Genomic DNA, 13,927 nt, shown 5'->3' on the forward strand with positions numbered 1-13,927 from the left:
CAACCACCGCGAACGCCGTCGCGGCCCTCGGGAATCCCGGGGGCCGCGACGATCAGCGCTGCTCCGATCAGCAGGCGGGGGTGTAGGTGCGGGTCGCCAGGACCTCCTCGCCCGAGGTGACCTCGAGCTTGGTGGTGGTGTTGTTGGGCAGCGAGGTGCTGGAGATGATCAGGCCCTTGGCTCCCACCGAACCGGAGCCCTTGATCTCGCCGTTGACCTTGACCTTGTAAGGCGTCATCGGTGCGTCCGGCGAAGCGGTGATCCGGTACTCCACGACCGGGGTGTGGGCCGCGTCGGGGAACGCGGGCGCGAGCATCGGCATCGAAGCGACCACGGCCGACATGTCCTGGCACTTGGCCTCACCGAGCTGGACCTGGACCGGGGCCGGCGGCGCGGCCGCCGTGGCCGTGGCCGCGGCGGGGATGGCCGCCGCGACTGCGGCGAGAACGACGGTCAGCATGCGACCTGGCATTTGAGAAGCACCTCCACGAGAAGAGCGGATCAGCGCTTCGAAGCTAGAGCTCCCCGTGCCACCGCGAGAGTGCGCTGCCCCCAACGAGCGACACCGGGTAACACGAACCGGTCCCGGGAACCGTCGAGCAGTCCGCCGCACGGGTCGTCGATGCCGCCGGGGTGCTCGCCCCGGACCGTCAGCGCGGTGCGCACCTTGTCGCGGGCCGGGTCGAGGACCTCGCGGACGATCAGCACGCACAGCAGCACGACCATCGCGTCCCGGACCAGCACCGCGCCCAGGAACCACCCCTCCTGCAGTCCCTTGTTGGCCGTGCCCAGGTAGTAGTACATGCGCGGCGCCCACACGGCCGCGTCGACGACCATCCAGGTCATCAGCAGCCGCCAGCGCGGAATCGCCAGCACCGCCAGCGGAACCAGCCACAGCGAGTACTGCGGGCTCCACACCTTGTTGGTCAGCAGGAACGCCGCCAGCACCAGGAAGCACAGCTGGGCCACGCGCGGCCGGGTCGGAGCGGCCAGCGCGAGCCAACCGATCGCCAAGCAGGCCGACAGGAACAGCCCGAGGCTGACCGCGTTGAGCACCACCGGCGTCGCGCCCGGCGGGAGCTGCCCGTCGAACCCGCCCCAGCCGGTGAAGTGCATCAGCGCGTTGTACAGCGAGTCGGGGTCGGCGGGCCGCTGGCTGTTCAGCCGGAAGAACTCGCTCCAGCCGTCCGGATAGGGCAGCAGGATCGGGACGTTCACCGCCAACCACGCCAGCGCGGCGGCCAGCACCGCGCGCGCGGCGTCGGGCAGCTTCCCGGCGCGCCAGGCCAGGATCAGCAGCGGTCCGAGGAAGAACAGCGGGTAGAGCTTGGTGGCACCGCCGATGCCGATCAGAACCCCGGCCAGCACGGGTCGTCGCCTCGCCCAGGCCAGCAGACCGGCGGTTCCCAGCGCAGCGGCCAGGGCGTCGAAGTTGGTGAAGGCGTGCGCGAAGACCAGCGGTGACGCGGCGGCCAGCGCGACGTCCCAGACGCGGCGGCGGGCCAGCAGGACCAGCGCCCAGATGGTCACCAGCCAGGCCGCCGCCAACCACAGCGCGGTGATGTTGAAGTACAGGACGCTGGTGAGTCCACCCGGGAGCCAGCCGAAACCGGCCAGCGTCGCCCAGCCGTCGGCGGTGCGGGCGTTGATCCACTGGAAAAGCCCCGTCAGCACCGGGTATTCCATGTAGCGGACCTGCTCGTTCGGCGTGCCCTCGTTCTCCACCCAGCCGGTCTTGTACGGGAAGGCGTTGTCCGGCGCGAGGTCTCCCACGCCGTAGCGCGGGATGATGTCGGTGTAGCACATGGCGATGTACTGCTTGCTGTTCCGCCAGTCCAGCTGCGGACCGCTGCTGGTGTCGTAGGTGACCTGACAGGGCGCTTTGAACAGCCACGCCGCGGCCAGCGTCAGCACAGCCAGCAGCAGGATCACGCGCAGCGGCGTCCAGAACCACTGCCGCCCGACCTGCGCGTGCTTGCCCAGCGGACCGCCGAAGGGCCGGCTGACCTTGCGAGGAAACGACTCGGTCCAGGTCGGCGGGACCCGATCCGCCGGTGAGAGGGAAGAGCTGTCCACCGGTGCCGCGAGCGCGTTCCCCGAGGACGCCGCTGTTTCCCGATCGGCGGATTCGTTGGTGGACACGCCCGGATGCTACTTGGCCCCGAGAAGCAGGAAGGGCACCCGCCGGGTCGACGGGTGCCCTTCCTCAGTTCAGCTCCGGCTAGTCGCCGAAACGCCGCGTCGGCGCGACGTCACCGGGGCTGCTCGACTCGGACTCGCACGGCGGCTCGAAGAAGCCACCGCAGTCCTCACCGCCGGGCTGCTCCTTGCTGGTCGTCGGGCCCTGGTCCTGCGATTCGCTCGGCAACGTGGGCAGCGGCGCCGACGTCGACGGCGGCTCCGACGAGGTCGGGGGCGGCGGCAGCGGGATGTCCTGGAACTGACCGATGGTGTCGGTCTTCTTGAACTGCTCGACCTTGAGGCCCCTGTGGTAGCTGTTCATGAACTGCTGCCACACCATCGCCGGGTACTTGCCACCGTAGAAGCTGGTGCCCGAGTTGTCCTCCAGCGGGACGTTGCGGCCGTTCTCGCTGGCCAGCATCGACACCGAGGTGGACAGCTGCGGAGTCGCACCGATCATCCACGCGGTGGCGTTGTCCTTGGTGTCCAGGTACTGGTGCGTACCGGTCTTGGACATCACCGGCCGTTTGCCTTCGAGACCCCGCTTGGCGTGGTCGGCGACGTCGAACATCGACGCGATCGTGTTGTAGGCCAGCTTCGCGGCCTCCGACTCCGACTCGTCGTAGAGCGTCTTGACCGGCTCGTTGTGGATCTTGATCGCCGGACCCTCGCGCGGCGTGATCTCCTTGACCAGGTGCGGGGTGTGCGACTTGCCCTCGTTCGCCAGCGTCGCGTACGCGTTGGCCATGTCGATCGGCTTCACCGGGTACATGCCCAGCGCGACTCCGGACTGGGTCTGACCGTCGGCGTTCTGCAGGGTCTTGGTCGAGCCCTTGCCCGACTTGTACTCCTTCGGGACGCCGGCGGCGTGCGCGGCTTCGGCGATGGCCGGCGGCCCGAGCCGGGACGCCATGTTGACGAACACGGTGTTCACCGACTTCGTCATGGCCTCGCGTACACCGCAGTGGGTCGGCACGGCGCAGGCCACGTTCGGCGCGTTGGCGAACTCGGTGCCCGCGATCGTCTGCGGGCTGCTGCCGTCGTAGAACTCACCGATGCCCAGGCCCTTGTGCAGACCCGCCAGCACCGCGAACGGTTTGAACGACGAGCCGGGCTCGGTGGGCGCGACCGCCCAGTCGTAGCCACCGACGTCACCGCCGCCGCCGTAGTAAGCCTTGACCTCACCGGTCTTCGGCTCGATCGCGACCAGCGAGGTCTTGATGTTGTCCGGAAGCGTGTTCTCGGCCTGGGTGGTGGCGGCCTCGACCGCCGCCTTCTGGGCCTTCGGGTCGATCGTCGTCTTGATCTTGAAGCCCTCGCGGGCCAGCGTGTCCTCGTCGTAGCCGGCCTCTTCGAGCTCCCGGAGCACCTGGTCCTTGATCTTGAACTGGTCCGGGGTCAACCGCCGGTCGATCCGCCAGTCGTTCTGACCGCGGGTTTCCGGCAGCTTCAGGCCCTCGCGCTCGGCAGCGGGCAGGAAGCCGTTCTTGACCATCTGGTCGAGCACGTACTCGAACCGCGTGGTGGCCTGCTCCAGGTCCTCGCGCGGGTCGTTGCCCTTCGGGCGCTGCACCATGCCCGCCAGCACCGACGCCTCGGCCGGGGTGATCTCGCTGGGCTTCTTGCCGAAGTAGGCGTTGGCCGCCGCGGTGATGCCGTTGGCGCCGCGGCCGTAGTAGGCGGTGTTGAGGTACGACAGGAGGATGTCGTCCTTGGAGCGCTCGTTGGTGATCTTGAACGCCAGCACGATCTCCTTGACCTTGCGAACGTAGTCGGGATCCGACTTGTTCAGCTCCAGGTCGAGCTTGATGAACTGCTGGGTGATCGTCGAACCACCACCGACACCGGAGCCGGTGAACATGAAGAACACCGACCGGGCGATGCCCTGGAAGTCGAAACCTGGGTTGGTGTAGAAGCTCGCGTCCTCGGCGGAGATCGTCGCGTCCCGCAGCGGCTTGGACACCTGGTTGAGATCGCGAACGACCTCGCGGGAACCGTCCGAGCTCACCGTCGCCAGCGGCGATTCGTCCGCGTAGGTGATGGTGATCGGCTGCTTCATGTTCAGCAGCTTCTGCTCGTCCGGCGCTTCCCAGAACAGGTAGCCGTAGATGAACACCAGTGTCGGGATGATCACCGCGGCGGCCGCGCCCACGTAGCAGGCCCTGCGGATGCGCCGCCACAGGACGGCGCGCTTGGCTTGGGCGGCACTCATGTCGTCGTCTGGATCCTCGTCGTCTCTGCCGGGGGGACCGGCGCTGCCGACGTCAGCGGCACCGCCGCTCTTGTGGTCGCCTAACCGATCGTCGTCGCCGTAGGGGTCGTCGTCGAAGTCGTCGGCGTAGTAGTTGTACGTCGCTTGGTCCGAGTGCGTCAGCAGGTTCGGCTCACGGGCTGCACCGTTACCCGCCGAAGCGGCACCGGCGCCCGCGGCGGCAGCACCAGCCGCAGCCGCACCGGCGGCGGCACCACCGGATCCGGCCGCACCCGCGGCACCGGCAGGCTTCTGGTTAGCGCTCGGGGTCTGGGGGAGGTTCTGCGTCGGCGCCTCGCCTGGCGGCGGGGCGGGACGACCGGCGGGCGGCTGCTGCCCCGCCGGTGGCTGGCCAGGACGGCCCGGTGGAGGAGGCGGCGGCGACGGCGAGTAGCTCGTCGCGTCGTCCTCCCCGTTCAACTTGCTGGTCAGCGGCGACGGGCTCGAACCTGGCGCGGAGTCGTCGTCGAAGGACGGCGTCCACGCCCCGGTCGTCTCGCCCGGGGCCTCGGCCCCGGGCCACTGCGGCGGCTGCCCACCTGGCTGCCCACTCGGCTGACCGCCGGGACGTCCCGGCGGGGGCGGCGGCTGCGGCCCACCGGCACCCGGGCGACCACCGGGCTGCTCTCCCTGCCACGCAGGACCGCCGGGCGGGGGCGGCGGGGGTCCGCCGGCCGGCCGCTGCGGTGGCCCCGCATGACCACCGGGCTGGCCAGGGTTCTGCGGCGGGGGTGGCGTGGGGCGACCTTCGGGGTTCGGATGCCGGGAGTGGCGGCCCTTGGCATGGTCGTCACGCTCGTCGTTCACGAGTTGGCCTCCAGGACAGGCGTCGGGGCGACGCCGGTGATGCGTTCACGTCGGGGGTGCGCCGCATCGGCGCGTGCGGGCGTGCCGGGTGCACGACCGAATCTCACTCCGCTGCAGTCTTGCGCCCGGATCGGCCATCGTTCAAGCCGTTGGTCCCGAGAACGTAAGACAGCACCAGGTGGTTCCAGTTACATGTGCGGCACACCTCGACGACGTAGACGTTGAACTCCTCGAACAGGTTGGCCATCCGGTCCAGCTCTTCGGGTTTGCGCGCCGATCCGGACGCGTGCTTGAGAGCGTCGCCGAACACCCAGGAGACCTGGGTCAGCTCTTCCTTCCTGCACACGGGGCAGGTGGTGTCGCTGGGCTCACCGTGGAACTTCGCCGCCTGAAGCAAGTACGGGTCGGCGTCGCAGACCTCCATCACCCCGACGCGGCCAGCGTGCAACTGCGCGAGGAGCGCTCGGCGCTGCAACGCGTAGTCGACCACTTGCCGTTGGGTCCGCACGACCACAGGGTACGTGCCGCTTCCACGCGCTCCATGCGCCGTTCAGGGCAGGAGGATATCTCCGCCACAACGTGCGGTGACGCCGGACACCTCTGGCACCGCTCGATGATGAACCACGACATATCGGAGCGATATAATTTGCCGGGTGCCCCTGCCAGCGCTGGCAGCCCTTATTATTCGCGGCGCCTATTAGACGCTCGTAGGAGGTGCGGATGCTCGAACTCGCGGTGCTCGGGCTCCTGCACAACTCCTCGATGCACGGGTACGAGCTGCGGAAACAGCTGAACGACACGCTCGGCGTGTTCCGCGCGCTCTCCTGCGGGTCGCTGTACCCGACGCTGCGCAGGCTGTGCCGGGCCGGGTTGATCGAAGAGGAATCGGACGCCGAGGAATCCAAGGCGTGGGGCCGCCGCGCCCGCCGCGTGTACCGCATCACCGCCGCCGGCGAGCAGCGCTTCGACGAGCTGGTCGCCGACAGCGGTCCCCGTTCCTGCGATGACAACGCCTTCGGCGTGCACGTGGTGTTCTTCTCCCGCACGCCCGCCGAGGCGCGCATGCGCATCCTGCTGGCCCGGCGCCGCCGGGTGGAGGAGCGCCAGGAGGGCTTGCGCAGCGCGCTGGCCCGGTCCGGGGAATGCCTCGACCGCTACACGCGGGGACTGCACCAGCTACGGCTTGACCACAGCGAGCGCGAGGTTCGCTGGCTGGACGAGATCATCGAGACCGAACGCGTCGAGCAGGCAGCTGCCTCGACGTCCGGACCGCCCGATGCCAGTGGGCGCCCAGATGTGGCCAATGAGCCACAGGCTCAACTCAAGCAAGGACACGACAGATGACCAAGAAGGAGGGCCCTGCCATGGGCGGAGATCGTCCCGGTCGCTCGGTGCGAGTGGCGATCGTCGGCGTTGGGAACTGCGCTGCATCGCTGGTGCAGGGTGTGCACTACTACTCCGACGCCGATCCGGACACGAGGGTGCCCGGGTTGATGCACGTCGCCTTCGGCGACTACCACGTCAGCGACGTGAAGTTCGTCGCCGCGTTCGACGTGGACGCCAAGAAGGTCGGCCGGGACCTCTCCGAGGCCATCGTCGCCAGTGAGAACAACACCATCAAGATCGCCGACGTGCCACCGCTGGGCGTCACCGTGCAGCGCGGGCACACCCACGACGGTCTCGGCCGGTTCTACCGGGAGACCATCGAGGAGTCCGACGAGCAGCCGGTCGACGTGGTCCAGGCGCTGCGCGATGCCGAGGTCGACGTCCTGGTGTCCTACCTGCCGGTGGGCTCGGAGGACGCCGACAAGTTCTACGCGCAGTGCGCGATCGACGCGGGCGTGGGCTTCGTGAACGCGCTGCCGGTGTTCATCGCCTCCGACCCGGAGTGGGCTGCCAAGTTCACCGAGGCCGGCGTGCCGATCGTCGGTGACGACATCAAGTCGCAGGTCGGCGCCACCATCACGCACCGCGTGCTGGCCAAGCTGTTCGAGGACCGCGGCGTGCACCTGGACCGCACGATGCAGCTCAACGTCGGCGGCAACATGGACTTTTTGAACATGAAGGAGCTGGAGCGCCTGGAGTCGAAGAAGACCTCCAAGACGCAGTCGGTGACTTCGCAGGTCGACCGCGACCTGGGCAAGCGCAACGTGCACATCGGTCCGTCGGACTACGTGCCGTGGCTGGACGACCGCAAGTGGGCCTACATCCGGCTGGAGGGGCGCGCCTTCGGCGACGTGCCGCTGAACCTGGAGTACAAGCTCGAGGTGTGGGACTCGCCGAACTCGGCGGGCATCATCATCGACGCGATCCGCGCCGCCAAGATTGCCAAGGACCGCGGCATCGGCGGCCCGATCCTGTCGGCTTCGTCCTACTTCATGAAGTCGCCGCCGGAGCAGTACTCCGACTCCGACGCCTACCAGGCGGTCGAGGACTTCATCTCGGGTGAGGCCGAGCGCTGAACCGTCGCGAACCGGAAGCGGGGCACCCACCTCACCGTGGGTGCCCCGCTTCGTTCTGCAGGGGTTACTCGACCCACGCAATACCTCCTTCCTGGTTGACGGCCAGGCTCTTCTCGGGGCCAGTGGTCGTCGTGCGGTGCGTGCCAGTAGCGGTGCCGGCTTGCGAGGGTGGGTTCCACGCCTCGCGCTCCGCCGCTCGCACTCGCTCCATTCAGGACCGCACCTTCGCGGTGAGCTGCTGTTCCGCGCGGGCCAGGACCGAGTGGACAGAGGCGAGCCCGTCGGTGGTCACCCAGGAGACACGCAGGACGGGGCGGACGCGCTTGCGGCCGATGCGCATCGGCCAGCCGGCCATCTCGCGCGCCTGGGCGGCGATCCGCTCACCCGTACCGCTGGCGTGCTCGGCGATCACCGCGAACTCGTCCCCTCCGTAGCGGGCCACGGTGTGCTCGTCCTTGAGACCTTCGCGCAGCCGCCCGGCCAGCGTCAACAGCAGCTCGTCGCCGCGCTCGAAGCCGTGCGTGGCGTTGAAGTCGGCGAGCCGCTGCACGTCGATGAGCACCAGGGTCGACAGCGTGCCGCGGGAGCGGGACCGGACCAGCGACTGCTGCAAGCGGTCGAGCAGCAGCACACGACCGGGCAGACCGGTCAGCGGGTCGAGCAGGCCGGAGGAGTGCGAGACGTCGGTGTGCACGGACTGCAGCAGGACGAGCACTCGCCTGCGCCCCTGCACGGTGACGGCGTGGTAGTCGGCCCAGATGCGGCTCTCGGTGGGACCGCTGGTGATGACGAGCGGTATGGACAGCGGGCAGCCCGCGCGCAGCACCTGACCGGCCAGGTCGGCCCAGTCCGGCATGGGCGAGCCGGTGTCGTCGCGGACCTGCCAGTCGTGGGGACGGGTCCCCGTCAGCAAATCGGCCCTGTCGAGCTGCATCAGCTCGGCGGCGACGTCGTTGGTGGCCAGCACCTGGCCACGGTCATCGGTCAGCAGTACCCCGACGTTCAGCCCGCTGACGAGCTCGTCCCACACGGGTGCCAGCTGGGCTGCAGCCACGTCAAGGACGCTCATTCAGCCCCCTCCCTCCCCACCAAACGGAGCAGTCCGTCTGAGCCTCCCCTTGTGGTGGGGCGCATTTCAAGAGCGAAGCCACCACTCGTAATGGTGGTTTCACGCTCCGCTTATAACGCTGTGTCAGGGGCTTGATCACACCTTGCCCACGACTCACCTCGATGATCGAACTTTGATCATTCGTGCAGGTGAAACACGATCGAGAAGGCCTGTGCGAAACACCTCGGAACCGCTACCGATGGAGAGTGCGTCACGAATGGGCTTCCGCCCGACGCCGAGCGTCCGACTGCGCCGCGGCCATCTCTACCCTTGAGCGGCAGTGGTAGCCGAAAGGATGGTGCATGCCAATGCCCGGAACCGCGGATCTGGTTCCGCTGGCCGAGCGAATGCGTGGTCACAGCTCGTTGCTGGCCGTCATCGCGATCGCGGAGCTGATCGCCATCGTGGTCGTCTCGACGGTCAACACCCACGACCACATCGACGGCGAGGTCTACCGGCAGGGTGCCCAAGCGCTGCTGGGAGGCCGCGATCTCTACCACAACCTGCCGCCCACCGAGTCGGGTCTGAAGCTGCCGTTCATCTACCCGCCGTTCGCGGCGATCGTGTTCGCGCCGCTCGCGCTGGTGCCCAAGGCGGTGTCCACCGCGGTGATCATGCTGGTCAGCCACCTGGCGCTCCTGACCACGCTGTACGTGGTGCTGCGGGAGTCGACGTTCCTGCAGGCTCACCGGGACCGGGTGCTGGTGGTGACCGCGGCCGTGCTGCCCATCGCCACGATCAGCGAACCGATCATGGAGACGATCACCTACGCGCAGATCAACATCGTGCTGATGGCGCTGGTGGTCGTGGACCTGCTGTGGCGGGTGGAGGGCACCAAGAAGCTGCCCTACCCGCGCGGCCTGCTGATCGGCATCGCCGCGGGCATCAAGCTCACGCCGCTGGTGTTCCTGCTGCTGCCGCTGCTGCGGCGGGACTTCCGGACGATCGCGGTGTCGCTGCTGACCTTCGTGGGCACCGCCCTCGTCGGCCTGCTGATCACCTTCGACAACGCCCGCCGCTTCTGGCTGCACGAGATGTTCGCCAACAGCCACGTCAACTTCGGGCCGAAGTTCACCGGTGACGCCTCGACCTACGCGGGGAACCAGTCGCTGAAGTCGTTGCTGTCGAAGCTGAGCGCGCCGAACCTGACGCTCGTGCTGGGCGTGCTGGCGGTGCTCGTGCTGGGCCTGGCGGTGCTGGGGATGATCAACGCGGTCCGGCAGCGAGACCTGCCCACCGCCGTGGTGCTCAACGGCGTGCTCGGTCTGCTGCTCTCGCCGATCTCCTGGTCGCACCACTGGGTTTGGGCCATCCCCGGACTGGTGCTGCTGGCAGGCGCGGCGTACGTGCGCCGGGACTGGGCGATGTTGCTGATGACGACGCTGATCAGCGGTTTCTTCATGATGGGCCCGCACTGGAAGATGCCGCAGGGCGAGGGCCTGGAGCTGACCTGGAACGTCTTCGAGCAGTTCGTGGGCAACTCCTACGTCTACTTCGGCGTGGCCTACCTGGGCTACAACGGCTACCTGTGGTGGCGCGAACGCGACCGGACACCGGTCGACATCCCGCGGTCCGAAGAACCCGCGGCGACTCCCTGACGCGAGAAGGCCCCGTCCGCTCGCAGGCGAATTCGAGGGGTCGTCGCAACACAACTGGTCAACTGGTTTGGGCCAGGAGCTTAGCGAAGCGCTCGGCTGGGGTATCCCAGCCGAGCGTTTTGCGTGGGCGACCGTTGAGTTCGGCGGCGACGGTGTCCAGGTGCTCGGGGGTGTGGGGCGACAGGTCGGTGCCCTTGGGGAAGTACTGGCGGAGCAGGCCGTTGGTGTTTTCGTTTGAGCCGCGCTGCCAGGGGCTGGCCGGGTCGCAGAAGTAGACCGGGATCCCGGTGGCGACGGTGAACGCGTGGTGGCAGGCCATTTCCGTGCCCTGGTCCCAGGTCAGCGACCGCCATAGGTGGGCGGGCAGATCAGCGACCGCGCCGGTGAGGGCGTCGCGGAACAGCTCGGCGGAACGGCCGTCGGGCAGGTGGATGAGCTTGACGAACCGTGTGGCGCGCTCGACCAGCGTGCCGATCGCCGAGGCGCCGTCCTTGCCGATGATGAGGTCGCCCTCCCAGTGCCCGGGGATGGCGCGATCGGCGACCTCGGCGGGCCGTTCGCTGATCATCACCATCTTGTGGGTGTAGCGCGGCTGACGACGTCGGGCCTGGCGGCGCGGTCTGCGCATGACGCGGCCGGTGCGCAGGGTGTTGGCGATCTCTCGCCGCAGCTCACCGCGTCCCTGGATGTAGAGGGCCTGGTAAATCGTCTCGTGGACCACGTGCATCCCCGGCTGGTCGGGGAAGTCCCGGCGTAGTTGGCCGGCGATCTGCTCGGGGCTGAGTTTGCGGTCCAGGTGGGCCTGGGTGACCTGGCGTAGCTGCAGGTTCGTGGTGATCTTGCGTGGTTTGGGGCGGGGTCGCCGGGCCAGTGCCCGGTCCTGCGCTGAGTAAGGCCGGTAAGCCCACTTGCGGACGTCTCCCCGCAGCGGCATCCCGTTGCGGCGGATCTCCCGGCTGATCGTCGAAGGTGATCGTCCCAGCTCCCGGGCGATCGTGCGGATGCCCGCTTGGTCCCGCCGCCGATCCGCGATGTAGAGGCGTTCCTGCTGGCCCAGGTACCGAGAACACACATCGGGGCGCCCCGCCGGACGAACCGGTGGGGCGCCCTTCGTGTTTCCGGTCGGCTGCCTGCCGTTGCGCCATCGCTTGCCGGTCCGCGGGTTGATCCCCACGATCCGGCACGCCTCCATGCTGCTGTACCCCTGCTTCACAAGATCGAAGTACGCAGCACGCTCCCGGTGAAGACCCTTGCGTCCCGGCCCCTCGTCCCGGTCCTTGCGGATCTCGAAGTCCATCGCATCCCCGAAGATCGGGTGTTGCGACGACCACTAGAACCCAAGGAACCCGGGAGGGGCCTTCTCGTGCGCGGGGTCAGACGCGGTGCATGACCACGGTCTCGGCGTTGTCGAAGCGGTGCATCAGCTCGGGGCGGAGGGCCGGCATCGGCAGGGTGACGTCTGGGGCACCGGCCATGCCGGACAGCAGCGGCAGCTCGGACCGGGACGCGACCATCGTGTGCGCCGGGCGGACGGTGTCCTCCAGGGCGGCGGTGATCCGGCTGGGTGTCGGCGGGATCGGGGCGGACAGGCCGGGGCCGCCGCGCTGGACCGTGCCGGGCACCTTGGACAACTCCAGCAGCGACAGCCCGGACAGCGGCGGAACCTCGGTGACCGGGGCCTGCCGCTCGCCCGGCACGTGCAGCGGCACGAACTCCACCGGCGCGGCCGGCGGAGCGGGCGGTTCGGCCAGGGCCGCGGACAGCACCAGCGGCGGCACGGTGCGCAGGTCGCTGCGCAGTCCGCCCACGTCGGCGGAAGTCAGGTCGACCGAGTCGGTGGCCAGCAGTCCGCCGGTCCCCGCCGGAGCCTCCTCGCGGGAGGCGAGGGCTCCTTCGTAGAGCTCCATGATCCCGTTGGCCGGGGCGAAACCGTCGAAGTAGACGAGGTCGTCGTGCGGGATGACCAGCTCGGCCGTCTGCGGTCCGCTGTCGCGTACGACGTCACCGATCGGCGCGGACCAGCTCAGCGAGCGGTGGAAGCCCTCGGCCGGGGTGGTCGGCGCGCTGCCCTGCGGCGAGCGGCGCAGGTCGAGCGGCGTGGCCTCGGACGGGTCGGCCGCCCAGCCGGCCAGCTTCAGCGGCGAGTCCTGGAACCGCAGCGCTGGGATCTCGCGCGTCAGCTCGTTGGCGGACTCGTCGAGCTGACCGCGGCGGGATCCGACCACCGGGCTGTTGTGCTGCGCACCATCTGCGAACAGGTCCCCGGCCAGGCAACGGCCGAGCGGCGCAGTGTCGTCGAGCGCGGGCGGGAACACCGACTCTCCCAACGGCATCGGACGCTGTTGACTGGCATCCCCGGCGGAAGCGACCCCCGTGCCGACGGCCAGCATGCCACCAGTGACCAGCGCGGTCTGAACGCCGCGCTTCGCCCAAGTCTGCATGGATCTTCTCCTTAACCAGGCTCCCCGCGTTCCGGGGGAAAATCAACTTCGAGCGCCGCACCGTCATCAGATATTGATCATGCTCGGTCGGCGGTGGACTCAGATCGCGAAGTCGCCGGCACGCGCGTTTCGCCACGCTGCGAATCGCTGCCGGTGAGCGGGTCAGTCAGGGGTCGCGCCGGGGCGAGGGGACGGCACACCTCGCAGCGCCTCGGCCCGGTCCTGACCGCACACGTCCGGACGCGCTCCGCCGGCGGAAAGCGGTGCCGTCGAGTACCGGCCGGGGTGTCCGACGCCCGGTTGCTGGCCGTCCGCCGTCGTGGCGCAGCCGGTCGACGCGGGCAGTGCGGTGTTCACGGCCGGGCGCTCCGGCTCTGGGGTGTTCGGGGTGGCCGGAACGGGTCGTCCGGCCACCCGGACCGAAGCGTCCACCTGCGGGGACGCCGTGGCCGGGCCGTCCGCCTGCCGGTCCGGCCCGTCGGCGGGTTCGATCGGCGACGTCGCGGGGGCGGTGTCTCGCGGCGCTTGGTCGGGTGCGGCGGTCGCGTCGCCGCCACCGCTGGGGAGGAGTTGCCCGACCGGTTCGTCGGGCGCCAGGTCCAGCGGATCCAGTTCATCGAGCGGGAACGAAGCGGGGTCCGCCTGTCGCACGTGTTCCAGCGCGGTCGCCGGGATGTCCGCGGCCTCACCGGTGAGCGCGGCGGCTTCGGACAGCACCGGAGGTCCGGCGAGCGCGTCCGTCGGCGTCCCGGAATCGGCTTGTGCGGGCTGACCGACCAGCAAGGCCGCGGAGGTTCCGGCGACCGCCGTGCCCGCCAGGACCAGGGAACGGCCCAGCCACCGCCGTCCGGCGGTCTGCGTCGTACGGTCACGGACGGACATCGCGGTGCCAGAACCTCCTCGGCCTGCTGTGCTCCCCCACGGAGCTTCGTCCTCCCTCGCGACCGGAACTCTTCCAAAACAAGGTCGTCTTCCGTAAGCGAAGAGGAGCCAGTTCGCTACATCGTGTTACAACATTCGACTTGCCGATCCGCCCGAACCGGACATCCCGCCGTCACCGGCCTCCCCAGCACCCCACC

General features: G+C 69.1%; 11 protein-coding genes. 3 read left to right on the forward strand and 8 right to left on the reverse strand.

Annotation, left to right across the window (positions count from 1 at the left end):
* Positions 1–67: 67 nt before the first annotated feature.
* The 4 genes from E1161_RS25560 to E1161_RS25575 all read right to left on the reverse strand — a co-directional run bounded on the left by E1161_RS25560 (position 68) and on the right by E1161_RS25575 (position 5,747).
* The gene (locus tag E1161_RS25560) at positions 68–472 is read right to left on the reverse strand and encodes a hypothetical protein (protein ID WP_132627291.1); all 405 of its coding nucleotides are present in this window, start codon (positions 470–472) and stop codon (positions 68–70) included.
* A gap of 29 nt (positions 473–501) precedes the next feature.
* Positions 502–2,142, reverse strand: coding sequence for a glycosyltransferase family 87 protein (locus E1161_RS25565; RefSeq protein WP_408012122.1), 1,641 nt, complete (start codon positions 2,140–2,142; stop codon positions 502–504).
* A gap of 79 nt (positions 2,143–2,221) precedes the next feature.
* Complete coding sequence (locus E1161_RS25570) at positions 2,222–5,239, reverse strand: transglycosylase domain-containing protein (protein WP_132627292.1); 3,018 nt, start codon at positions 5,237–5,239, stop codon at positions 2,222–2,224.
* Between the two features lie 103 nt (positions 5,240–5,342).
* Positions 5,343–5,747, reverse strand: a complete 405-nt coding sequence (locus E1161_RS25575) for a DUF5318 domain-containing protein (protein WP_207918906.1) — start codon at positions 5,745–5,747, stop codon at positions 5,343–5,345.
* Between the two features lie 212 nt (positions 5,748–5,959).
* Between E1161_RS25575 and E1161_RS25580 the strand changes: the two genes are divergently transcribed.
* Together E1161_RS25580 and E1161_RS25585 are read left to right on the forward strand one after the other, a co-directional pair.
* A complete protein-coding gene (locus E1161_RS25580; protein ID WP_132627294.1) occupies positions 5,960–6,583 on the forward strand; it encodes a PadR family transcriptional regulator in 624 nt (207 codons plus the stop codon).
* Positions 6,580–7,701 carry an inositol-3-phosphate synthase gene (locus E1161_RS25585; RefSeq protein WP_408012123.1) on the forward strand — a complete coding sequence of 374 codons (1,122 nt, stop codon included), beginning with the start codon at positions 6,580–6,582 and terminating at the stop codon, positions 7,699–7,701. Before E1161_RS25580 ends, E1161_RS25585 begins: the two co-directional genes overlap by 4 nt.
* Positions 7,702–7,912: 211 nt before the next feature.
* Here the strand turns inward: E1161_RS25585 and E1161_RS25590 are convergent, their stop codons facing one another.
* Positions 7,913–8,770 (reverse strand): sensor domain-containing diguanylate cyclase, encoded by an 858-nt coding sequence (locus E1161_RS25590; protein ID WP_132627295.1) that lies wholly within the window; start codon positions 8,768–8,770, stop codon positions 7,913–7,915.
* Positions 8,771–9,111: 341 nt separating this feature from the next.
* On the opposite strand from E1161_RS25590, the gene E1161_RS25595 reads away from it, so the two are divergent.
* Positions 9,112–10,407, forward strand: coding sequence for a glycosyltransferase family 87 protein (locus E1161_RS25595; RefSeq protein WP_132627296.1), 1,296 nt, complete (start codon positions 9,112–9,114; stop codon positions 10,405–10,407).
* A 58-nt stretch (positions 10,408–10,465) separates the two neighbouring features.
* Here the strand turns inward: E1161_RS25595 and E1161_RS25600 are convergent, their stop codons facing one another.
* The 3 genes from E1161_RS25600 to E1161_RS25610 all read right to left on the reverse strand — a co-directional run bounded on the left by E1161_RS25600 (position 10,466) and on the right by E1161_RS25610 (position 13,730).
* The gene (locus E1161_RS25600) at positions 10,466–11,704 is read right to left on the reverse strand and encodes an IS30 family transposase (RefSeq protein WP_132627297.1); all 1,239 of its coding nucleotides are present in this window, start codon (positions 11,702–11,704) and stop codon (positions 10,466–10,468) included.
* A gap of 76 nt (positions 11,705–11,780) precedes the next feature.
* The gene (locus E1161_RS25605; RefSeq protein WP_132627298.1) at positions 11,781–12,848 is read right to left on the reverse strand and encodes a hypothetical protein; all 1,068 of its coding nucleotides are present in this window, start codon (positions 12,846–12,848) and stop codon (positions 11,781–11,783) included.
* Between the two features lie 162 nt (positions 12,849–13,010).
* Positions 13,011–13,730 (reverse strand): flagellar biosynthesis protein FlhF, encoded by a 720-nt coding sequence (locus tag E1161_RS25610; RefSeq protein ID WP_132627299.1) that lies wholly within the window; start codon positions 13,728–13,730, stop codon positions 13,011–13,013.
* Positions 13,731–13,927: the final 197 nt, after the last annotated feature.

Source organism: Saccharopolyspora aridisoli (assembly GCF_004348445.1).
Taxonomy (GTDB): Bacteria; Actinomycetota; Actinomycetes; order Mycobacteriales; family Pseudonocardiaceae; genus Saccharopolyspora; species Saccharopolyspora aridisoli.

Bases quoted from the DNA above. Each gene is read 5' to 3' on its own strand.
- E1161_RS25610 (WP_132627299.1), bottom strand. From the start codon at position 13,730: ATGTCCGTCCGTGACCGTACGACGCAGACCGCCGGACGGCGGTGGCTG.
- E1161_RS25585 (WP_408012123.1), top strand. From the start codon at position 6,580: ATGACCAAGAAGGAGGGCCCTGCCATGGGCGGAGATCGTCCCGGTCGC.
- E1161_RS25595 (WP_132627296.1), top strand. From the start codon at position 9,112: ATGCCAATGCCCGGAACCGCGGATCTGGTTCCGCTGGCCGAGCGAATG.
- E1161_RS25600 (WP_132627297.1), bottom strand. From the start codon at position 11,704: ATGGACTTCGAGATCCGCAAGGACCGGGACGAGGGGCCGGGACGCAAG.
- E1161_RS25590 (WP_132627295.1), bottom strand. From the start codon at position 8,770: ATGAGCGTCCTTGACGTGGCTGCAGCCCAGCTGGCACCCGTGTGGGAC.
- E1161_RS25580 (WP_132627294.1), top strand. From the start codon at position 5,960: ATGCTCGAACTCGCGGTGCTCGGGCTCCTGCACAACTCCTCGATGCAC.
- E1161_RS25560 (WP_132627291.1), bottom strand. From the start codon at position 472: ATGCCAGGTCGCATGCTGACCGTCGTTCTCGCCGCAGTCGCGGCGGCC.
- E1161_RS25605 (WP_132627298.1), bottom strand. From the start codon at position 12,848: ATGCAGACTTGGGCGAAGCGCGGCGTTCAGACCGCGCTGGTCACTGGT.